The organism is Streptomyces apocyni (assembly GCF_009739465.1).
Taxonomy (GTDB): domain Bacteria; phylum Actinomycetota; class Actinomycetes; order Streptomycetales; family Streptomycetaceae; genus Streptomyces; species Streptomyces apocyni.
This window is the reverse complement of record NZ_WHOM01000045.1, coordinates 332,712-353,299: the sequence shown is the minus strand read 5'-3', so window position 1 is coordinate 353,299 and position 20,588 is coordinate 332,712. Positions and strand designations below refer to the sequence as shown.

The window sequence follows — 20,588 nt, the reverse complement described above, 5'->3', positions numbered from 1 at the left end:
GGCGGGTGGCCGGGGGGCCGGTCGTCACTGATCGAGGGGAAGGCGATCAGTGGTTCACGCAGTGGTTCCCGAACGCGGGGTTCAGCACGCCGACGACGTTGACGGTATTGCCGCAGGCGTTCACCGGTACGTGGACCGGGGCCTGGATCAGGTTGCCGGACGCGACGCCCGGGGACTTCACGGCCTTGCCGTGCGCCTGAGCTCCGTCGGTGGCGGAGGCCACACCGGCGCCGGCTGCGAGCAGGCCGCCCGCGACCATCGTGATGGCAGTGGCCTTCTTGAGGTTCTTCACTTTCTGGACCCTCCGTTGGTGGTCGCTGCGGCCAGCCGCCGCAGCACGCCATGGAGAACGCGTGCGGGCCGTGGAGGTTGCGCCATCCGGGGGACATCAACACGACAGTATGAATCTGTGTCCGGAAGACGACGTTCCGCTTTACCCGGCGCGGGTGTGCGCCGGAGTGCGAATCAGCCGGTCACACCGTGTCGTACGGCCCAGAGCGCGGCCTGGGTGCGGTCGGAGAGGTCCAGTTTCATGAGGATGTTGGAGACATGGGTCTTGACAGTCTTCTCGGAGAGCACCAGGGCGCGGGCGATCTCCCGGTTGGACCGGCCGTCGGCGATCAGTCCGAGCACCTCCCGCTCCCGCTCGGTCAGCGAACCGCCCCGCCCCTGAGGCCCGTTGCTCTGTTCTTGGGAGAGCAACGCGCCCGCCACCTCGGGCTGGAGCAGGATGTGCCCGGCGTGTACGGAGCGGATGGCGCCGGCGAGTGCGTCCGGATCGACGTCCTTGTAGACATACCCGGCGGCGCCGGCGCGCAGCGCGGGGACGACGGTGCGCTGCTCGGTGAAGCTGGTGACGATGAGGATCTTGGCCGGGTTGGCCAGCTCGCGGAGCTTGCGCAGCGCCTCGACGCCGTCCATCCCGGGCATCTTGACGTCCATGAGGACCACGTCAGGGCGCAGCTCCTCGGCGCGGGCGACGCCCTCCGCGCCGTCTGACGCCTCCCCCACAACCTCGATGTCGTCCTGGATCTCCAGGAACGTGCGCAGGCCGCGGCGCACCACCTGGTGGTCGTCGACCAGCAGGACCCGGATCGCGGACTTCGCGGCGGACACGGTCTCAGCCACCGGGGACCTCCATCTCGATTGTGGTGCCCTTGCCGGGCTCCGATTGCACGGCCAGCTCGCCGCCGACGCCACTGGTCCTGTCACGCATCGAGACCAGGCCGAGGTGGCGGCCCGCGCGGCGGACCGTCCGGGGCTCGAAGCCGCTGCCGTCGTCGGTGACCCGCAGCACGGCGCCCGGGCCGCGGCGTTCCAGGGTGACGCACACCCGCTCGGCGCCCGAGTGGCGCAGCGCGTTGTGCAGCGCCTCCTGGGCCACCCGCAGCATGGCCTCCTCCTGGGAGGCGGGCAGGGCGCGCAGTCCGGCGCACGCGAACGTGACCTGAGCGGCGTGCGCGCGGTCGAGTACCTGGACGTGCGTACGCAGCGTAGCCACCAGGCCGTCCTCGTCGAGTGCGGCGGGGCGCAGCTCAACGACGGCGGCGCGTAGCTCGTCGGCGGCCTCCGCGGCGAGCGCGGCCACCTGCTGGAGTTCGCCCTTGGCGCGGCTGGGGTCCCGGTCGACCAGGGCGGCCGCCGCCTGGGCGGTCAGCCGGAGGGAGAAGAGCTTCTGGCTGACGGCGTCGTGCAGCTCGTGGGCCAGGCGTGAGCGTTCCTCGGCGATGGTCAGCTCGCGGCTGCGCTCGTAAAGGCGGGCGTTGGTGAGGGCTATGGCGGCGTGCTGGGCGAGGATGCCCAGCAACGCCTCGTCCTGCTCGGTGAAGCCGCAGCCGCCGTCGGGCTTGGGACACGTCTTGTTGGCGAGGAAGAGGGCGCCGATGGTCTCGTCGCCGTCGCGGATCGGCAGGCCCAGGAAGTCGGACATATCGGGGTGCGCGGTGGGCCACCCCTCGAAGCGTGGGTCCTCACGTACGTCGGCGAGGCGCTCGGGGCCGTCGTGGTGCAGCATCGCCGCGAGGATGCCGTGCTGGCGGGGCAGGGGGCCGATGGCCTTCCACTGCTCGTCGCTGACTCCGTCGACGACGAACTGCGCGAAGCCGCCGTGGTCGTCGGGAACGCCGAGCGCCGCGTACTCGGCTTCGAGGAGCTCCCGAGCCGAGACGACGATCGTCTTGAGTACGTCGCGAACCTCTAGGTGCCTGCTCATGGCCAGCAGGGCGGAGCTCACCGCGGTGAGGCCGGTCGGGGGGCCGTCGGTCATGGCCTCACCGTACCGGCGGGCTCGCGTGGGCCGTATCGGACCTTCGGCGGCTGGGGTCGGGCCCCGGATCTAGACCTTCGGGACTAGGGCGCGAGGTGGTGGGTCATTCGGAGGGAGGAGAATCATCACCGTATGAATTGCGCTGGCAACTGCTGGTGAGACTGTTACGTGCTCGATGTGAGCCCGCGCATAGGACGCACATCACGTACGAACGTCCCTAGTTGATCCCTAGGGGCTCTGCGAGCGGGGCGGACGGGGGTGAATCGGACTCCTTATCTCCCCCTGATCCACTAAGCGGGATCGTACGTCACACCTTTGCCACGGATTTTTGCGGCCGCTAAGAATGGCTCCCGTCGCTCGGCGCCGCGGTTCACACCGCGGCGTTTTTCCGGCCTCCTGTCGGTCCAGACACGAGCGACCTCCGCTATCCGAAGAGGTCTGTTTCGTCATGTCCAAGCGCAGCATCCCTGGTCATAGGTCCCTGACCAAGAACCACAAGTTCTCGGTCGCCGGTGTCGCCGCGCTCGGTGTCGCCGCCCTCGCGTTCTCCCTGACGCCGGGCAGTGCCGACGCGGAGAAGGTCGCCACCTCCGAGGTCGCCAATGCCCCCGTGGCGTGGAGCTCCTCCGAGAAGGCTCAGGCCGCCGTGACCAAGCAGCAGTCTGTCGCTGACAAGCTGGCCCTGGACGCGCTCGCCACCGCGAAGCAGGAGGCGAAGGCCAAGGCGAAGGCCCAGGCTGAGGCCAAGGCGAAGGAAGCCAAGGCCAAGGAGGCCAAGGCGAAGGCTGAGGCCAAGGCGAAGGCTGAGCGGGAGGCCAAGGCGAAGGCCGAGGCCGAGGCGAAGGCCAAGAAGGAGCGCGCGAAGAAGGAGGCGGCCAGCCGTGCCGCCGCGCGCAAGCCGGTCTACGCCAACAACCTCGACGGCTGGATCCGCGAGTCGCTGGCCATCATGAAGGCCAAGGGCATACCCGGCTCCTACGACGGCATCCACCGCAACGTGATGCGCGAGTCGACGGGCAACCCGAACGCCATCAACAACTGGGACATCAACGCCAAGAACGGCACGCCGTCGATCGGCCTGCTCCAGGTCATCCAGCCGACGTTCAACGCGTACCACGTCGCCGGAACCGAGCACAATCTGTACAACCCGGTCTCCAACATCGTCGCCGCCTGCAACTACGCGGCCGACCGGTACGGCTCGATCGACAACGTCAACGGCCCGTACTGAGCCGTCGCGGACCGCGACGCCGACGCCGAAGGGCGGCACCCGGGATGGGGTGCCGCCCTTCGGCGTCGGCGTCGTACGCGCGGGATTACTTGCGCATGACCTCGGGCTCGTGGCGGCGCAGGAAGCGGGCCACGAGGAAGCCGCAGAGGACGCCGAGGACGATCAGGGCGAGCATGTCCAGGCCCCAGGTCGCAGCGGTGTGGTCCCACAGCGGGTCCGAGTCTTCGCCCGGCTTGGGCGGGCTGATCAGGTTGAAGTCCAGGGTGGCGCCGGAAGCGGCGACCGCCCAGCGCGACGGCATCAGATACGAGAACTGGTTGACGCCGACGCTGCCGTGCAGGGCGAACAGGCACCCGGTGAACACGACCTGGACGATCGCGAACATGACCAGCAGCGGCATGGTCTTCTCGGACGTCTTCACCAGCGACGAGATGACCAGGCCGAACATCATCGAGGTGAAGCCCAGCGCCATGATCGGGATGGAGAGTTCGAGCATGACGGCGGCCTTGCCGGTGCCGAAGATCAGGCCCTCGTCGGGGATCGTCCGCGACGAGAAGCCGATCACACCGACCATGGCACCCTGCAGCAGGGTGATGACGCCCAGGACGATCACCTTGGACATCAGATACGCGGAGCGCGACAGGCCGGTCGCGCGTTCCCGCTCGTAGATGACCCGTTCCTTGATCAGCTCGCGGACGGAGTTGGCGGCGCCCGCGAAGCACGCGCCGACCGCGAGGATCAGCAGGACCGTGGTCGCCGTGCCGTTCGGGATCGGCGTGCCGGTCTGCTGGTTGATCCCTCTGACCAGCAGATCCTTGTCCGGATCGATCAGCAGGCTCACCGCGCCGAGCACCGCGGGCAGGATCACCGACAGCGCCAGGAAGCCCTTGTCGGACACGACCACCGACACATACCGGCGGGTCAGGGTCCAGAGCTGGGAACCCCAGCCCTGCGGTTTGGGCGGGTTCATCTGCTGCTGCGGCATCTGCACCGGCTGCGCGGCGACGGCGTCGATGTCGGCCGCGTACATCTGGTAGTGCTGCGAGCCCTTCCAGCGGCCCGCCCAGTCGTAGTCGCGGTAGTTCTCGAAGGCCGAGAACACATCGGCCCAGGTCTCGTACCCGAAGAAGTTGAGCGCCTCCTCGGGGGGACCGAAGTACGCCACCGCGCCGCCCGGCGCCATCACCAGCAGCTTGTCGCAGAGCCCCAGCTCGGCGACGGAGTGGGTGACGACCAGGACCGTACGGCCGTCGTCGGCGAGGCCGCGCAGCAGCTGCATGACGTCGCGGTCCATGCCCGGGTCGAGGCCTGACGTCGGCTCGTCCAGGAAGATCAGCGACGGCTTGGTGAGCAGCTCCAGGGCGACCGAGACGCGCTTGCGCTGGCCACCGGAGAGGGAGGTGACCCGCTTCTCCTTGTGGATGTCCAGCTTGAGCTCGCGCAGCACCTCGTCGATCCGGGCCTCGCGCTCGGCCTCGGCGGTGTCACCGGGGAAGCGGAGCTTGGCCGCGTACTTGAGGGCCTTCTTGACGGTCAGTTCCTTGTGCAGGATGTCGTCCTGCGGGACCAGACCGATGCGCTGGCGCAGCTCGGCGAACTGCTTGTAGAGGCTGCGGTTGTCGTAGAGGACATCACCCTGGTCGGCGGGCCGGTAGCCGGTGAGTGCCTTGAGCAGGGTCGACTTTCCGGAGCCCGAGGGGCCGATGACGCCGATCAGCGACTTCTCCGGGACGCCGAAGGAGACGTCCTTGAGGATCTGCTTGCCGCCGTCGACGGTGACCGTGAGGTGGCGGGCCGAGAAGGAGACCTCGCCGGTGTCGACGAACTCCTCGAGCTGGTTGCCGACCAGGCGGAAGGTCGAGTGGCCGACGCCGACGATGTCGTTCGGGCCGATGAGGGCCGTACCGGACTTGGCGATCGGCACACCGTTGACGTACGTGCCGTTGTGCGAGCCGAGGTCGTGGATCTGGAACTGGCCGTCGGGTGTGGCGTGGAACTCGGCGTGGTTTCGCGAGACCTGGAGGTCGGAGACGACCAGGTCGTTCTCCAGCGCACGACCGATGCGCATGACGCGGCCGAGCGCGACCTGGTGGAAGGTCGTGGGGCTGCGGTCGCCGTAGACCGACGGGGCCCCCGCGGCACCGCCTGAGCCCGGCGTCTGGGGCGGAACCTGCTGCTGGGCGGGCTGCTGCCAGCCCTGCTGCGGCGGAACCTGCTGCGGGGGCTGCTGGTGCGGGGGCTGCTGGTGCGGGGCCTGTTGCTGGTGCTGGTGCGGGGCCTGCTGCTGGTGCGGCTGCTGGTAGGCCTGCTGCTGGGCCCAGTCGCCGTGGGCCTGCTGCTGGTGGTGCTGGGGCTGCGGCTGCTGGTGCGGAGCCTGCTGGTGCGCCTGCTGCGGCGCGTACTGCTGGGCCTGGTAAGGCTGCTGGGCCTGCTGGGCCTGCTGCGGCGAGGCCACGGCCGCGGCGCCGTCGGTGAGATTCACCCGCGGGCCGTCGGTCGCGTTGCCGAGGTGCACGGACGAGCCCGGGCCGATCTCCATGTGGTGGATCCGCTGGCTCTGCACGAAGGTGCCGTTGGTGCTGCCATGGTCTTCGATGACCCAGCTCCGGCCACCCCAGCTGATCGTGGCGTGCCGCCAGGAGACCCGTGCGTCATCGATCACCACATCACCCCCCGGATCACGCCCGAGGGTGTACGACCTGGACGAATCGAGCGTCCAGGTCCTGCCATTCAATTCCAGTACGAGTTCCGGCACTCCATGCCCCACTACGTTGTCCCCCGAGGTTGCCCCATCACGGGGAGTCTAGGGATGTCGAACATCGTGGGGAACTATTTCAGGCAGAGCCCTCTGTCCGAAAGTCGGGCCTTGCCAGAACCGGCTACCGGCGCTTCCGCACGCCCCGTTGACTGTTCAGATATCCGCCCGGAGAGTAGTAAGCACCCATGACTGCATACGGATCATGCGTCAAGGGGACATTGCGGTATCTGTGGTATCTGCCGGGGGGTCCTGATGCGGAGGGGCGCGGGCGACACCAGCACCGGCGGAAAGGTGCCGTGGGGCGATGTCGTACTCGCCGCGGTCGCGGCGGTGAGCTGGGCGCTCGTCGGGATGGCAGGGGTCGCGGCGCTCGGTCTGCGTCTGCTGGACGCCGATGCCACGGCGGCGCTGGGGCCGATGACCGCCGCCGTGGTGGTGCTCGGCGCAGGGGGTTCTGTCACCCCATCCGGCGATGTGTCCGCCTACGGGCTCCGGGGAGCCGAGGCCACGACGGCGATCGAGGTGACGCCGCTGGGGGTGAGTCTCGCGGGTGCGCTGCTGCTCGGCTGGCTCTTTCTGCGGTCCCTGCGGGCAGCGGGCGTGGTGGTCTCCGGGGCGGAACTCGCCGCGCGGGTGGGGGCGGTGGCCGTCCTGTTCCTGGGGATGATCGCCGGGCTCGCCTGGGCCGGTCACGACATCATCACGATTGACGGTGACACGCTCACGGACGGCGTGGCTGACGGCGTGGTGCCGGACGGAGGGGCCCTCCCGGACGGCATCGCGGACCGGCTGCCGGATGGTCTGGGCGACATCGGCGGACTGTTACCGGACCGGATCGCCGAGCTGATCGAGGCCGAGGCCTCGGTCGGTTTTACGGTCGACATGGCGCGTTCGCTGGTCGGCGGCGCCGTGTGGGTGCTGGGGGTGCTGCTGATCGCGCTGCTCGCCTCCCGCCGTACGCCGCTGCCGCGCTGGGGAGAGGCCGTACACCGGGTGCTGCGACCGGCCGCGTCGGCGCTGGTGGCGGTGCTGCTGATGGCGGTGGTCGCCGGGCTCGCCGCCGCGGCGTACGCGATGACCGGCGACGACCATCCGCGCCGGGTGGCCGGGGCGGCGTTGCTCGGGGCGCCGAACGGCGTCTGGCTGGGGGTGCCGCTGGGCCTCTTCGTACCGCGGGACGGCCATGCGTCGGGTGCCCTCGTGCACGTATTGCCCAGTCCGCTTGACGAACTGCTCAGCTCGTCGTCGCAGGATCCCGTGACGCTGGCGCGGCTTGCCGAACTCGACGGCCGGGTGTGGCTCCTCGCGGTCGCGGCCGCGCTGCTGATGCTCCTCGCGGGCGTGCTCACGGCGGTGCGTACGCCGCTGGGAGGCCAGGGCGCGGCGGGGTTCGCGGGGCGCTGCGCGGTGCGGCTCGGCGGGGTGACGGCGCTGGGGCTGCCGCTGCTGGTGTGGCTGACCCGGGTGTCGGCGGACGCCTCGCTTTCGGTTCTCGGCGTCGACGCCTTCGGGGCCGCCGTCGAGTTGCGGGGCCAGCTCTGGGCGGCGCTGCCGCTGGGGGCCGCGTGGGGCGCGGGGGCCGGGGAGATCGGGGCGCTCCTGGCGTACGGGGCCGGGGTGGCCGGGGGGCGGGTCGCGCCGTTGGCCGGGGGCAGCCCGGAGCGGGGTGCGGCGGTGCCGTCTCCGACCGCTTCGCCGGAGGCGGGTCCGTACAACCCGGCGCCGCCCTACCGCCCGGCGAACGACGAGACCAACCCGTATCTGCGGCCGCCCTCCGGCGGGGACGGGGGCCGCCGCCCGTACCCACGTCCGCCGGACGTGTCCAGCGCGCCCACCGTGGCCGGTCCCGTCACTCCGCCGCCCCGGCCTGCCCGAGGGCGCGGCGGCAAGGCCTGGCCCGTGCCGCCTCCACCTCCACCTCCCCCGCCCCCGCCGCCTCCGGAGGAGGGGCCGCCGCCTCGGCGAGGGCCGGGGGGACGCCGCTGACGCGTCGGCGGCTGGGTGCGGCGTGGTGGGTGAAGATCGGGTGGGGGTGGGTCCGGCAGGTGGGACGGGTCGCCGTCCACGGCGCGGGGCCCGATACGGTGGGATCACCATGAGCGCATCGCAGCCCACAGACACCGCTGATGTCCCCACTCTTCTCGTCAAGATCTTCGGCAAGGACCGGCCCGGGATCACCGCTGGCCTCTTCGACACCCTGGCCGCTTTCTCCGTCGACGTCATCGACCTGGAGCAGGTCGTCACACGTGGCCGGATAGTGCTGTGCGCACTGGTCACCGAGCCGACCACCGGGAGCGCGGGCGAACTACGGTCCACCATCCACAGCTGGGCGGACTCGCTCCGGATGCAGGCCGAGATCATCTCGGGTATCGGCGACAACCGACCGCGCGGTGTGGGGCGTTCCCACGTCACCGTGCTCGGGCATCCGCTGACCGCTGAGTCGACGGCCTCGATCGCCGCGTGCATCACCGCGACCGGGGGCAACATCGACCGGATCTTCCGGCTCGCCAAGTACCCCGTGACGGCCGTCGAGTTCGCCGTGTCCGGTGCGGAGACCGGGCTGCTGCGTACCGCGCTCGCCACCGAGGCCTCGGTGCTCGGCGTGGATGTCGCGGTGGTTTCGGCCGGGCTGCACCGGCGCGCTCAGCGGTTGATCGTGATGGACGTCGACTCGACGCTGATCCAGGACGAGGTGATCGAGCTCTTCGCCGCGCACGCCGGGTGTGAGGACGAGGTCGCCGAGGTGACGGCGGCCGCGATGCGCGGGGAGCTGGACTTCGAGCAGTCGCTGCACGCCCGCGTGGCGCTGCTTGAGGGGCTCGACGCCTCGGTGGTGGACAAGGTACGCAGCGAGGTGCGGCTGACACCGGGCGCCCGCACCTTGATCCGTACGCTGAAACGTCTCGGCTACCAAGTGGGCGTGGTCTCTGGCGGGTTCACCCAGGTGACGGACGATCTCCGGGAGCGGCTCGGGCTTGACTTCGCGCACGCCAACACGCTCGAGATCGTCGACGGGAAGCTGACCGGCCGGGTCACCGGCGAGATCGTGGACCGGGCGGGCAAGGCGAGGCTGCTGCGCCGGTTCGCGTCGGAGGCCGGGGTGCCGCTGGCGCAGACCGTCGCGATCGGTGACGGCGCCAATGACCTCGACATGCTCAACGCCGCTGGGCTCGGGATCGCCTTCAACGCCAAGCCACTGGTGCGCGCGGCGGCGCACACCGCGGTGAACGTCCCCTTCCTGGACGCCGTGCTCTATCTGCTGGGCGTCACCCGCGAAGAGGTGGAAGAGGTCGAGGCGGCGACAGAGGACTGAGCGCTCGGCACGGCATCACGCTGAGGGGCCCGATGCCGGGCCCCTCAGCTGCGTAGAGGACCGGTTCTCAGGGTGCCCAGTAGTCGAAGAGGGTCGCGGTGCCGGGCTCCAGGGCCTTCCAGGGGCCGGGGAACGAGAGCATCGCCATGGCCGAGGTCGGGAAGCCGCGCCGGGTCATCCGCGCCAGCGCATCGCCCTCCGACGCCCCGATCAGGACGTCGGCCAGGCCTTCCATCCCCGGATTGTGACCGATGACCAGGACGCGGAGCGCGTCCTCCGGTAGTTCGTTCAGTACCGTGATCAGCTCGCCGGGCGAGGCGTCGTAGATCCGCTCTTCGTAGACGGTCTTGGGACGCTGCGGAAACTCCTGGACGGCCAGCTTCCAGGTCTCGCGGGTCCTGGCGGCAGTCGAGCAGAGGGCCAGATCGAAGTCGATACCACTCTCGGCCAGTCTGCGGCCGGCGGCGGGGGCATCCTGACGGCCGCGATCGGCGAGCGGCCGCTCGTGGTCGGCTACCTGGGGCCAGTCAGCCTTCGCGTGCCGGAGAAGGACGATCGTGCGGGATACGGGAAGTCCGGGGGCTGTCCCCCCGGAAGACGCTGCGACGCTCATGTGACCCAGCTTCGCACGAAACGGACCAGGGGGCGCAGGGAGTTGACGGGGTCCGCCTGCATGGGTGACAGGCAGCTCACGGGGCCGGGCTGAGCGCCGTCTGGACATGCTCCACGAGCTGGCTGACCGAGGGGTCGGCGCTCGCGGCCTGGGCGTCAACCGGGTGGATGAGCAGGGTGAGCAGTACGGCGAAGGCGATGACCGGCAGGGCGATGCCCCACCACGGCAGCCTGACCTCGATGCCGGCCCGGGGCCGCGGGATCGACCGGGTGTGCGTCCGGGTCGGCATGTCGCCTCCGCGAGGGTTCAAGTGCGTCGTGGTGCCGCGTCTTCGTGGCACATCTCGAACCTACGGAATGCGACGTCCCCAACCCATCCGGTGTCCCACCCACTTGACCCTGACACTGTCCCCCTAGGGGATGGTGGTGCTAGCACCACCATGGGCCGTGCGGCGTGCGAGGCGCCGCGGATCAGGGCGAGGCCGATCAGGGCGAGGCCGATCAGGGCGAGGCGATCGTCGCGATGACGCCGATGACGACCGTGATGGCCAGCATGGCGCCGAAGACGATCAGCAGTTTCTTCTGGCCGTTCTGGGGGTTCGGGTCAAGGACAGGCATGCGGACAGTCTCGCACCACGGCCCAGCACGGAGCACCCGGGGTCAGGCCTGGGCCAGGCCTGGGTTAGGCGCGAGTCAGGCCTGGCACTCGTCCTCGACCACGCGGTTACGGCCCGCGATGAACCCGAGCACGATCTGCGTCACCATCAGTCCCGCCATGAACATCAGCGGCACCTCCCAGCCGCCGCCGTGCTGGTAGAGCACACCCACGAGCAGCGGCCCCGGGATCGAGATCAGATAGCCGGTGCTCTGCACGAAGGCCGAGAGCCGCACCACCCCGGCGCCGGTCCGCGCGCGCATCCCGATCAGGGTGAGGACGAGCGGGAACGTACACATGGACACGCCGAGCAGGACCGTCCAGACCCAGGCTCCGGACGCGGGGGCGGCGTACAGCCCCGCGAAGGAGGTGAGGCCGCACAGGCCGAGGCCCACGGCCAGCGGCGCCTGGTTCCTCATCCGCGCGGCGACGTTCGGCAGCACGAAGGAGAGCGGGACACCGAGGCCCATGGTGACGGCGAGCATCACTCCGGCCGTGCTCGCGGGCACGCCCGCGTCGCGGTAGATCTGCGGCAGCCAGCCCATCACGATGTAGGCGGAGGTGGCCTGCAGCCCGAAGAACACCGCGAGCGCCCAGGCGGTCCTGCTCCGGGTGATGCGGATGACTCCGGCCGGGTCCCGGTTCCCTACGGCGGCCTCGGAGCGGGCCGTGCCCCGGTGCCGTACCAGCGGAATCCAGGCGAGTACGGCGAGTACGGCGAGCACCGACCAGATCGCGAGCCCGGGCCGCCAGGAGCCGCCCAGCGCCCGGGTCAGGGGGACGGTGGCAGCGGCCGCGGCGGCGGTGCCGAGTGCGAGGGCCATCGAGTACAGGCCGGTCATCGGACCGATCCGGTCCGGGAACCAGCGCTTGATGACCACGGGGAGCAGGACGTTGCTGACGGCGATGCCCATCAGGGCCACCGCGCTGACGGCGAGGAAACCGGCCGCGCCACCCAGGAACGGCCGGACCAGCACGCCCACGGCGATCGCGGCCATCCCGGCGCAGACCACGGCGGCCGGACCCCAGCGGCGGGCCAGTCGTGGCGCCATCACGCCGAAGATCGCGAAGCACAGTGGGGGCACCGAGGTGAGCAGTCCGGCAGTGCTGCCGCTCATCCCGAGGCCGACCCTGACGTCCGCGAGGAGGGCGCCGAGGCTGGTGATGGCGGGACGGAGGTTGAGGGCGGCGAGGACGATGCCGACGATCAACAGCCGGATCAGCCACGCGGACGGGTCGGGCGCCCGAGTCGGCCCGTCGCCGCTGACGGGCGGCGGGGTGATCATCGTGGGGGTCTCCTCGTGCGCCATAAGAGCCATCATAGAATCATGGGATGATTGGTTGTCCAACGGGTTCTCATGGGACCCGGTCGATCCGATCGATTCGGTCCGGTTCTCCGTCGGCCCTAGAGAAGGAACCAGAAACCCCATGCCGCCTCTGACATCTCCCCGGCGCTCCGCGCTCGCCGACCAGGTCATCGCGGAGCTGCGACAGCAGATCACCTCGGGTGAGTGGCCGGTCGGCTCGCGCATCCCGACCGAGCCAGAACTCGTAGAGCAGCTCGGGGTGGCCCGCAACACGGTCCGTGAGGCCGTACGTGCCCTCGCGCACAACGGACTGCTCGACATCCGCCAGGGCTCCGGCACCTTCGTGGTGGCGACCAGCGAGCTGGCCGGGGTGATGCACCGCCGCTTCGCCGACGCCGACCCGGCGCATATCGCCGAGCTGCGCTCCACACTGGAGTCCACCGCGGCGAAACTCGCCGCTGAGCGCCGGACCGAACGCGAACTGTCGCAGCTCGACGTCCTCCTGGAGCGCCGTGAGGCGGCCTGGTCAGCGGGCGAACGGGAGGCGTTCGTCGACGCCGACTCGACCTTCCACCTCGCCGTGGTCGCCGCGAGCCACAACGACGTACTCACCGCGCTCTACGCGGACCTGGGGGACGTACTGCGCGCCTGGCTGCGCGACGACGTCGGCGCTGAACTGCGCCCGGAGAACCACATGGACCACGCACGGCTGGTGGCCGCGATCCGCGCCGGGGACGCCGACGCGGCGGCGGAGGAGGCGGCCGGGTATCCGTTCCTGTGCCGCCCGGAGCTGTTCGACCGCGAGAGGTAAGTAATCACCACGGAAGGCCCGTCAGCGTGCGTGGCTGACCCAGACCGTGTCGATCTCCTTCCAGCAGCGCCCGGCGAGCCGTTCCGTCATCGCCGGTTCCACCGCGACCGGCGCCCCGTCGGTGTCGATGTCCCACCAGCGCGCGCACTCGATGTGCAGGCGGACGTGGTCCGTCTCCGGGTAGGGGTTGTGGCAGTACGCGACCGCGTCCGACCCATCGACCTCGATCCGGCAGATGGCTCCGAACGGCCGGGGCTCATCGCGCACGCGCGCGTGGCTCTCGATGGCGTCACTGGATGGCTGGGACACGGCATCGGACGGCAGTACGAACAGCAGGGCAAGGCCGCAGACTGCCGCGAACCAGGTGCGCGCCGGGCGGAGGGAGCGTGTTCTGCGCACAAGCGGGACCTCCTCGGCCGTACTGCGGCAAGGCGGTGAACGCCGCCGCGGCTGCACCACAAGGGGGAAACTCCGCCTTCAGCTTGTGCGGTACGCGGCTGGCCCGCCCGGCCATACGACCAAACGGGTGATGCCCGGTGCCCCGCAGCGCGCGAGGAACGGGGCATCACCGCCGTACGGCGTCGGAACCGCTCAGGCGCCGATCGCGTGCAGGCCGCCGTCGACGTGGATGATCTCGCCGGTCGTCTTCGGGAACCAGTCCGAGAGCAGGGCGACCACACCGCGGCCGGCCGGCTCGGGGTCGGCCAGGTTCCACTCGAGCGGCGCGCGGTCGTCCCAGACGGACGCCAGCTCCGAGAAGCCGGGAATCGACTTGGCGGCCATCGAGCCGAGCGGGCCCGCCGAGATCAGGTTGCAGCGGATGTTCTGCTTGCCCAGGTCACGCGCCATGTAGCGGGAGGTGGCCTCGAGGGCGGCCTTGGCCGGGCCCATCCAGTCGTACTGCGGCCACGCGAACTGCGCGTCGAAGGTCAGACCGACCACCGAGCCGCCCTCCTCCGACATCAGCGGCAGGCAGGCCATCGTCAGCGACTTCAGCGAGAAGGCCGAGATGTGCATCGCCGTGGCGACCGACTCGAAGGGCGTGTTGAGGAAGTTGCCGCCGAGGGCGTCCTGCGGGGCGAAGCCGATCGAGTGGACGACGCCGTCCAGCCCGCCGAGTTCCTCGCGCACCTGCTCCTCGAGCCCGGCCAGGTGCTCGTCGTTGCTGACGTCCAGCTCGATGACCTTGGTGGGCTTCGGGAGCCTCTTGGCGATGCGCTCGGTCAGCGTGGGCCGCGGGAAGGCGGTCAGGATGATCTCCGCGCCCTGCTCCTGCGCCAGCTTGGCGGTGTGGAAGGCGATGGACGACTCCATCAGCACACCCGTGATGAGGATGCGCTTGCCGTCGAGGATTCCGCTCATGAGATCAGTGACCCATGCCCAATCCGCCGTCAACCGGGATGACGGCTCCAGTGATGTACGAGGCGTCATCGGACGCGAGGAAACGCACCGCGGCGGCGATCTCCCCGGGCTGCGCGTAGCGGCCAAGGGGCACCTGGGCGACGATGCCCGCACGCTGCTCGTCGCTGAGCGCCTGCGTCATGTCGGTGTCCACGAAGCCGGGCGCGACGACGTTGAAGGTGATGTTGCGCGAGCCGAGCTCCCGGGCCAGCGAACGCGCGAAACCGACCAGACCGGCCTTGGAGGCGGCGTAGTTCGCCTGGCCTGCCGAGCCGAGCAGACCGACCACCGAGGAGATCAGGACGACGCGGCCCTTCTTGGCTCGCAGCATGGCGCGGTTGGCCCGCTTGACCACGCGGAAGGTGCCGGTGAGGTTGGTGTCCAGGACGGAGGTGAAGTCGTCCTCGGACATCCGCATCAGGAGCTGGTCCTTGGTGATACCGGCGTTGGCCACCAGCACCTCGACGGGACCGTGCTTCTCCTCGATCTCCTTGTAGGCCTGCTCCACCTGCTCGGCGTCGGTGATGTCGCACTTGACGCCGAGGAAGCCCGCTGGCGGTTCACCCGAGCGGTATGTGATCGCGACCTTGTCCCCTGCGTCGGCGAAGGCCTGGGCAATGGCAAGGCCGATGCCCCGGTTTCCTCCGGTGACGAGAACCGAGCGGCTCAACGGATCACCCTTTCGATAGCGGTCTGAAGCGGTCTGACGCGCTTCAAACTATCGGTACGGCCCCTGATCCGGAGAATCGCTCACCGACAGTGGCTCAGGACAGTCCCTGTCGGATCCCTACAGTCAGCCGCCTCGCGCGCGATCACCCGACGGGAGGCGAACGACCATGCTTCACTTCGGTTTGGCGAATCGACGGTGCGTGAGAAACGGCATGCGTGAGAAACGGCGTGTGTGAGAAGGGGAGGCCGGACGTGGCCCATGACATCGACCAGGAGTTCCTGGCGCTACCGCTACGGGCGCTCGCCGACGCGGCGCTCGCCCGGGCACGCGCGCTGGGCGCCGAGCACGCGGACTTCCGCCTCGAGCGGGTACGCAACGCGGCCTGGCGGCTGCGCGACGCCAAGCCCTCCGGGTCCTCCGACACCACCGATCTGGGGTACGCGGTACGGGTGGTGCACGGAGGCGCCTGGGGCTTCGCGTCTGGCGTGGATCTGACCATGGACGCGGCCGCGCGGGTGGCGAGTCAGGCCGTGGCGATGGCGAAGCTGTCGGCACAGGTGATCAAGGCCGCCGGATCGGACGAGCGCGTCGAGCTGGCCGCCGAGCCGGTACACGCCGAGAAGACCTGGGTCTCCGCGTACGAGCTTGACCCGTTCGCGGTGCCGGACGCGGAGAAGACGGACCTGCTCGCCGACTGGAGCACGCGGCTGCTGGCCGCAGAGGGCGTCGCGCATGCTGACGCCTCGCTGCTGACCGTGCACGAGAACAAGTTCTACGCGGATACGGCGGGCACCGTCACCACCCAGCAGCGCGTCCGGCTGCACCCGCAGCTGACCGCGGTCGCGGTGGACGACGAAAGCGGCGCGTTCGAGTCGATGCGCACCATCGCGCCGCCGGTCGGACGCGGCTGGGAGTATCTGACCGGTTCCGTCTGGGACTGGGACGCGGAGCTGGCGCGGCTGCCGGAGCTGCTTGCCGAGAAGCTGCGCGCGCCGAGCGTCGAGCCGGGGGCGTACGACCTGGTCGTCGATCCGTCGAATCTGTGGCTGACCATCCACGAGTCGATCGGCCACGCCACCGAGCTGGACCGCGCGCTGGGCTACGAGGCGGCGTACGCGGGGACCTCGTTCGCGACCTTCGACCAGCTCGGGAAGCTGAAGTACGGCTCCGAGATCATGAACGTGACCGGTGACCGGACCGCCGAGCACGGTCTCGCCACGATCGGGTACGACGACGAGGGCGTCGCCGCCCAGTCCTGGGACCTGGTCAGGGACGGCACCCTGACCGGGTACCAGCTGGACCGGCGCATCGCCAGGCTCACCGGCTTCGAGCGCTCCAACGGCTGCGCCTACGCCGACTCCCCCGAGCATGTGCCGGTGCAGCGGATGGCGAACGTGTCGCTGCGACCCGCGCCCGACGGGCCGTCGACGGACGCGCTGATCGCCGGGGTCGAGCGCGGCATCTATGTGGTGGGCGATCGCTCATGGTCGATCGATATGCAGCGCTATAACTTCCAGTTCACGGCGCAACGCTTCTTCAAGATCGAGAACGGGCGGCTCGCGGGCCAGGTGCGCGATGCCGCGTATCAGGCGACCACCACCGACTTCTGGGGTTCGATGGCCGCGGTCGGCGGCCCTGACACGTATGTCCTGGGCGGTGCCTTCAACTGCGGCAAGGCGCAGCCGGGGCAGGTCGCGGCCGTCTCCCATGGCTGCCCGTCCGCCCTGTTCCAGGGCGTGAACATCCTCAACACCACCCAGGAGGCCGGTCGATGACGTCGTCCCGTACGCGCCGTACGAACAAGCCGCACGACATCGTTGAGCGTGCGCTGGAGCTGTCCGAGGCCGACGGCTGCGTGGTCATCGCCGACGAGGCGTCGACAGCCAATCTGCGCTGGGCGGGCAACGCCCTGACCACCAACGGCGTCACCCGCGGGCGCACCCTGACCGTGATCTCCACGGTCGACGGCAAGCAGGGCACCGCGTCGGGTGTCGTCTCGCGCTCGGCCATCACGGCTGACGAGCTGGAGGGCGTGGTGCGCGCCTCCGAGGCCGCCGCCCGCGGCGCCGGACCGGCTGAGGACGCGCAGCCGCTGGTGGCGGCGCGGCCGCCGTCCGCCGACTTCACGGACGCGCCCGCCGAGACCTCGTCCGCCGTATTCGAGGAGTTCGCGCCGGCCCTGGGCGAGGCGTTCGCCCGGGCGCGGGCTGGCGGGCGGGAGTTGTACGGATTCGCCCATCACGGGGTGGTGTCGAGCTATCTCGGTACGTCCACGGGCCTGCGGCTGCGGCACGACCAGCCGACCGGGACCCTGGAGCTGAACGCCAAGTCCCCCGACCGCACCCGCTCGGCGTGGGCGGGTCGTTCCACCCGTGACTTCACGGATGTGGACCCCGGCGAGCTGGACGCGGAGCTGGCGACGCGGCTGCGCTGGGCCGAGCGGCGGATCGAGCTGCCAGCGGGGCGGTACGAGACGCTGCTGCCGCCGACCGCGGTGGCCGATCTGCTGATCTACCAGCTGTGGTCGTCGGCGGCCCGGGACGCGGCGGAGGGGCGGACGGTGTTCAGCAGGCCGGGCGGGCACACCCGGGTCGGCGAGAAGCTGTCCGAGTTGCCGCTGACCCTGCGCAGCGACCCGAACGAGCCCGGTCTGGAGTCGGCGCCGTTCGTCCTCGCGCATGCCTCGGGCGACGACGCGTCGGTCTTCGACAACGGTCTGCCGCTGACCGCGACCGAGTGGATGAGCGAGGGGGCGCTGGCACATCTGGTGACCACCCGGCACAGCGCCGGTCTGACCGGGCTGCCCGTCGCCCCGCCCATCGACAACCTGATCCTGGACGGCGGTGACGGCCGCTCGCTTGAGGAGATGGTGGCCACGACCGAGCGCGGACTGCTGCTGACGTGCCTCTGGTACATCCGCGAGGTCGACCCGGCGACGCTGTTGCTGACCGGACTGACCAGGGACGGGGTCTATCTGGTGGAGAACGGCGAAGTGGTGGGCGAGGTCAACAACTTCCGCTTCAACGAGTCGCCGGTCGACCTGCTGGGACGGGCGGTGGCGGCCGGTCGTACCGAGCAGACCCTGCCGCGTGAGTGGAGCGACTGGTTCACCCGCGCCGCGATGCCTCCGCTGCGGGTGCCCGATTTCCATATGAGCTCTGTCAGCCAGGGCGTATAACCTCAGGAGTGTCCGCTACCGCACAGCGGGCCACCCATCGCGCACCAAGGAGACACGAGAACCGTGACGGACATCGTCGACGAGCTGAAGTGGCGCGGGCTGTTCGCCCAGTCCACTGACGAGGACGCATTGCGCAAGGCGCTCGCGGACGGACCCGTCACGTTCTATTGCGGCTTCGACCCGACCGCGGCCAGCCTGCACGTCGGGCATCTGGTGCAGGTGCTCACCGTCCGCCGCCTCCAGCAGGCCGGGCACCGGCCGCTGGCGCTGGTGGGCGGGGCGACCGGGCAGATCGGCGACCCCCGTCCTACCGCCGAGCGCACCCTGAACGACCCGGAGACCATCGCGCGATGGGTCGCGCGGCTGCGCGCCCAGATCGAGCCCTTCCTCACCTTCGAGGGCCCGAACGCGGCCACCATGGTCAACAACCTGGACTGGACGGCGGGCATGTCCGCCATCGAGTTCCTGCGGGACATCGGCAAGCACTTCCGGGTGAACAAGATGCTCACGAAGGACTCCATCGCCCGCCGCCTGGAGTCCGACGAGGGCATCAGCTACACCGAGTTCAGCTACCAGCTGCTGCAGAGCATGGACTTCCTGGAGCTGTACCGGCGCTACGGCTGTGTCCTGCAGCAGGGCGGCAGCGACCAGTGGGGCAACCTCACCGCGGGTCTGGACCTGATCCACCGCCTGGAGCCGCATGCGGCCGTGCACGCCCTGGCCACGCCGCTGATGACCAAGGCGGACGGGACCAAGTTCGGCAAGACCGAGGGCGGTGCGATCTGGCTGGACCCGGAGATGACCACGCCGTACGCCTTCTACCAGTTCTGGCTGAATGTCGACGACCGTGACATCTCGACGTACATGCGCATCCTCAGCTTCAAGAGCCGGACGGAGCTGGAAGAGCTGGAGAAGCTGACCGAGGAGCGGCCGCAGGCGCGGACCGCTCAGCGGGCGCTCGCCGAGGAGCTGACGACGCTGGTGCACGGCGCTGACCAGTGCGCGGCGGTCATCGCCGCGTCCAAGGCGCTGTTCGGCCAGGGTGACCTGGGCGAGCTGGACGAGGCGACGCTGAGCGCGGCGCTCTCCGAGGTGCCGCACGCACGGGTCGGCGAGCTCGGTCCAGTGGTGGACCTGTTCGCCGAGGTCGGTCTGGTAGCGAGCAAGTCGGCCGCCCGCCGCACGGTCAAGGAGGGCGGGGCCTACGTGAACAACGCGAAGGTCACCGGCGAGGACGCGGTCGCGGACGCGGCGGATCTGCTGCACGGGCGCTGGCTGGTGCTGCGCCGGGGCAAGAAGAACCTCGCGGCGATCGAGGTCGTCGCGGGCTGACGCGACAGCCGCGCGACGCGCGCGGGCAGCAGGCGTGCGAAGGGGCCGGTCCCCCGTGGACCGGCCCTTTCGCATGCTCCCGTGTCAGGTCGGCTGTCTGCCCTTGACCATCTTGTAGACGTAGTCTCCCGCGAAGACGAGGACCACGGCCGCCGCCAGCTGCAGGGCGTGACGGCCCCAGTCGATCCCCCGCGTCTCGTCGATCCCGAACCCCGCGGCCATCGAGTTGCCGATGATCGCGCCGATGATGCCGAGCACTGTGGTCATCCACAGCGGCAGATGCTGCTTGCCGGGAAGGATCGCCTTGGCGAGGATTCCCAGTACGAATCCCACGATGATGGCCCACAACCAGCCCACGTCTGCCTCCTTATAACGGCTCGGGTGAGCAGTTACGGCCAGTGTCGGTCCCCTGACGGTACGGCGCATGTCGGGCGGTGGGGTACGGGGCATGACGCGGTGGTCGCGCCGGGCCGTGGCAGGACCCGCTCTCCCTGGTGTCCCAGCCGAGGCGTACCGTGGAAGCTGTCCGGGCCGGGGAGAGCCCGGCAGTCGGCAGGGCGGTGGAGCGTGATGCGGAAGCGGCGTGGCGGCGAGGTCTTCCGGATCACCGGAGCACGGCAGAGCCTCGCGGACGATGTGCGGGGCAGACAGCGGCGGTACGTGATCTCGATGTCGATCCGTACGGCCGCGGTGATCCTCGCGGGCGTGCTGTGGAACATCGAGCGCCATGTGGCGATCGTCGCGCTGGTGCTCGGCGTACTGCTCCCCTATATCTCCGTGGTCATCGCCAACGCGGGCCGGGAGAACGCGCCTTCGCTGCCGTCTTCGTTCGTCTCGACGCCAGGCCGCCCGATGCTGGCGGCGGCCGACTCGGACCACGGCGCGGAGCCTCCAGCGGAATCCACCGTGGGGTCCGCGGGCGATCGGCCGGGGCGCGGGAGCTGATCCGTACCAGTCCACGAAGCTCAAGAAAAGCTCAGATCAATCATGTAGTTCCGGTGCACCGCACCGGGTCGCCCGTGACATACTGCGTACGCGCTCCGCATCCCCCGTCGGA

At 70.0% G+C, this 20,588-nt stretch carries 20 protein-coding genes; 8 read left to right on the top strand and 12 right to left on the bottom strand.

Going from position 1 to position 20,588, the window contains the following annotated elements:
• Window positions 1-46: 46 nt before the first annotated feature.
• The 3 genes from GCN81_RS11655 to GCN81_RS11645 form a co-directional block, all read right to left on the bottom strand.
• Complete coding sequence (locus tag GCN81_RS11655; RefSeq protein ID WP_156724398.1) at window positions 47-292, bottom strand: chaplin; 246 nt, start codon at window positions 290-292, stop codon at window positions 47-49.
• A gap of 173 nt (window positions 293-465) precedes the next feature.
• Window positions 466-1,128 carry a response regulator transcription factor gene (locus GCN81_RS11650; RefSeq protein ID WP_325065103.1) on the bottom strand — a complete coding sequence of 221 codons (663 nt, stop codon included), beginning with the start codon at window positions 1,126-1,128 and terminating at the stop codon, window positions 466-468.
• Window positions 1,121-2,266, bottom strand: a complete 1,146-nt coding sequence (locus GCN81_RS11645; RefSeq protein ID WP_156724396.1) for a GAF domain-containing sensor histidine kinase — start codon at window positions 2,264-2,266, stop codon at window positions 1,121-1,123. The genes GCN81_RS11650 and GCN81_RS11645 overlap by 8 nt, the downstream gene beginning before the upstream one ends.
• A 448-nt stretch (window positions 2,267-2,714) precedes the next feature.
• Here GCN81_RS11645 and GCN81_RS11640 point away from each other — a divergent pair, with 448 nt between their 5' ends.
• Entirely contained in the window at window positions 2,715-3,494 is a 780-nt protein-coding gene (locus GCN81_RS11640; RefSeq protein WP_156724394.1) for a transglycosylase SLT domain-containing protein, read from the top strand.
• 85 nt (window positions 3,495-3,579) lie between these two features.
• On the opposite strand, the gene GCN81_RS11635 is transcribed toward GCN81_RS11640, so the two are convergent.
• Window positions 3,580-6,261 carry an ABC transporter ATP-binding protein/permease gene (locus GCN81_RS11635; RefSeq protein ID WP_156724393.1) on the bottom strand — a complete coding sequence of 894 codons (2,682 nt, stop codon included), beginning with the start codon at window positions 6,259-6,261 and terminating at the stop codon, window positions 3,580-3,582.
• Window positions 6,262-6,504: 243 nt separating this feature from the next.
• Here GCN81_RS11635 and GCN81_RS11630 point away from each other — a divergent pair, with 243 nt between their 5' ends.
• Both GCN81_RS11630 and serB read left to right on the top strand, forming a co-directional pair.
• The gene (locus tag GCN81_RS11630) at window positions 6,505-8,238 is read left to right on the top strand and encodes a streptophobe family protein (RefSeq protein WP_156724391.1); all 1,734 of its coding nucleotides are present in this window, start codon (window positions 6,505-6,507) and stop codon (window positions 8,236-8,238) included.
• A gap of 109 nt (window positions 8,239-8,347) precedes the next feature.
• The gene (serB, locus tag GCN81_RS11625) at window positions 8,348-9,565 is read left to right on the top strand and encodes a phosphoserine phosphatase SerB (protein ID WP_156724390.1); all 1,218 of its coding nucleotides are present in this window, start codon (window positions 8,348-8,350) and stop codon (window positions 9,563-9,565) included.
• A gap of 67 nt (window positions 9,566-9,632) precedes the next feature.
• Here the strand turns inward: serB and GCN81_RS11620 are convergent, their stop codons facing one another.
• The 4 genes from GCN81_RS11620 to GCN81_RS11605 all read right to left on the bottom strand — a co-directional run bounded on the left by GCN81_RS11620 (window position 9,633) and on the right by GCN81_RS11605 (window position 12,151).
• Window positions 9,633-10,178 (bottom strand): SixA phosphatase family protein, encoded by a 546-nt coding sequence (locus GCN81_RS11620; protein WP_156724388.1) that lies wholly within the window; start codon window positions 10,176-10,178, stop codon window positions 9,633-9,635.
• 76 nt (window positions 10,179-10,254) lie between these two features.
• Complete coding sequence (locus GCN81_RS11615; protein WP_156724386.1) at window positions 10,255-10,467, bottom strand: hypothetical protein; 213 nt, start codon at window positions 10,465-10,467, stop codon at window positions 10,255-10,257.
• 211 nt (window positions 10,468-10,678) lie between these two features.
• Window positions 10,679-10,795, bottom strand: coding sequence for an SGM_5486 family transporter-associated protein (locus GCN81_RS32700; RefSeq protein WP_156724384.1), 117 nt, complete (start codon window positions 10,793-10,795; stop codon window positions 10,679-10,681).
• A 75-nt stretch (window positions 10,796-10,870) separates the two neighbouring features.
• The gene (locus GCN81_RS11605; protein ID WP_231626652.1) at window positions 10,871-12,151 is read right to left on the bottom strand and encodes a CynX/NimT family MFS transporter; all 1,281 of its coding nucleotides are present in this window, start codon (window positions 12,149-12,151) and stop codon (window positions 10,871-10,873) included.
• A 109-nt stretch (window positions 12,152-12,260) separates the two neighbouring features.
• Between GCN81_RS11605 and GCN81_RS11600 the strand changes: the two genes are divergently transcribed.
• Complete coding sequence (locus GCN81_RS11600) at window positions 12,261-12,950, top strand: FadR/GntR family transcriptional regulator (protein WP_156724381.1); 690 nt, start codon at window positions 12,261-12,263, stop codon at window positions 12,948-12,950.
• Window positions 12,951-12,971: 21 nt separating this feature from the next.
• Here GCN81_RS11600 and GCN81_RS11595 read toward each other — a convergent pair whose 3' ends face one another.
• From GCN81_RS11595 to fabG, 3 genes are all read right to left on the bottom strand, one after another.
• Window positions 12,972-13,349 (bottom strand): hypothetical protein, encoded by a 378-nt coding sequence (locus GCN81_RS11595; RefSeq protein WP_156724379.1) that lies wholly within the window; start codon window positions 13,347-13,349, stop codon window positions 12,972-12,974.
• A gap of 192 nt (window positions 13,350-13,541) precedes the next feature.
• Window positions 13,542-14,312, bottom strand: coding sequence for an enoyl-ACP reductase FabI (gene fabI, locus GCN81_RS11590; RefSeq protein ID WP_156724377.1), 771 nt, complete (start codon window positions 14,310-14,312; stop codon window positions 13,542-13,544).
• A 4-nt stretch (window positions 14,313-14,316) separates the two neighbouring features.
• On the bottom strand, window positions 14,317-15,021 hold the full coding sequence (fabG, locus tag GCN81_RS11585) for a 3-oxoacyl-[acyl-carrier-protein] reductase (RefSeq protein ID WP_156724375.1): 705 nt from the start codon (window positions 15,019-15,021) through the stop codon (window positions 14,317-14,319).
• A gap of 251 nt (window positions 15,022-15,272) precedes the next feature.
• On the opposite strand from fabG, the gene GCN81_RS11580 reads away from it, so the two are divergent.
• The 3 genes from GCN81_RS11580 to tyrS all read left to right on the top strand — a co-directional run bounded on the left by GCN81_RS11580 (window position 15,273) and on the right by tyrS (window position 19,531).
• Window positions 15,273-16,796 carry a TldD/PmbA family protein gene (locus GCN81_RS11580; RefSeq protein WP_156724373.1) on the top strand — a complete coding sequence of 508 codons (1,524 nt, stop codon included), beginning with the start codon at window positions 15,273-15,275 and terminating at the stop codon, window positions 16,794-16,796.
• Window positions 16,793-18,199 carry a metallopeptidase TldD-related protein gene (locus tag GCN81_RS11575; RefSeq protein WP_156724372.1) on the top strand — a complete coding sequence of 469 codons (1,407 nt, stop codon included), beginning with the start codon at window positions 16,793-16,795 and terminating at the stop codon, window positions 18,197-18,199. Before GCN81_RS11580 ends, GCN81_RS11575 begins: the two co-directional genes overlap by 4 nt.
• A 63-nt stretch (window positions 18,200-18,262) precedes the next feature.
• Window positions 18,263-19,531: a tyrosine--tRNA ligase gene (gene tyrS, locus GCN81_RS11570; protein WP_156724370.1), complete on the top strand. Its 1,269-nt coding sequence runs from the start codon at window positions 18,263-18,265 to the stop codon at window positions 19,529-19,531.
• Window positions 19,532-19,615: 84 nt separating this feature from the next.
• Here the strand turns inward: tyrS and GCN81_RS11565 are convergent, their stop codons facing one another.
• The gene (locus GCN81_RS11565; protein WP_156724369.1) at window positions 19,616-19,888 is read right to left on the bottom strand and encodes a GlsB/YeaQ/YmgE family stress response membrane protein; all 273 of its coding nucleotides are present in this window, start codon (window positions 19,886-19,888) and stop codon (window positions 19,616-19,618) included.
• Between the two features lie 213 nt (window positions 19,889-20,101).
• On the opposite strand from GCN81_RS11565, the gene GCN81_RS11560 reads away from it, so the two are divergent.
• A complete protein-coding gene (locus GCN81_RS11560) occupies window positions 20,102-20,476 on the top strand; it encodes a DUF3099 domain-containing protein (protein ID WP_156724367.1) in 375 nt (124 codons plus the stop codon).
• The last annotated feature ends 112 nt before the right edge of the window (window positions 20,477-20,588 follow it).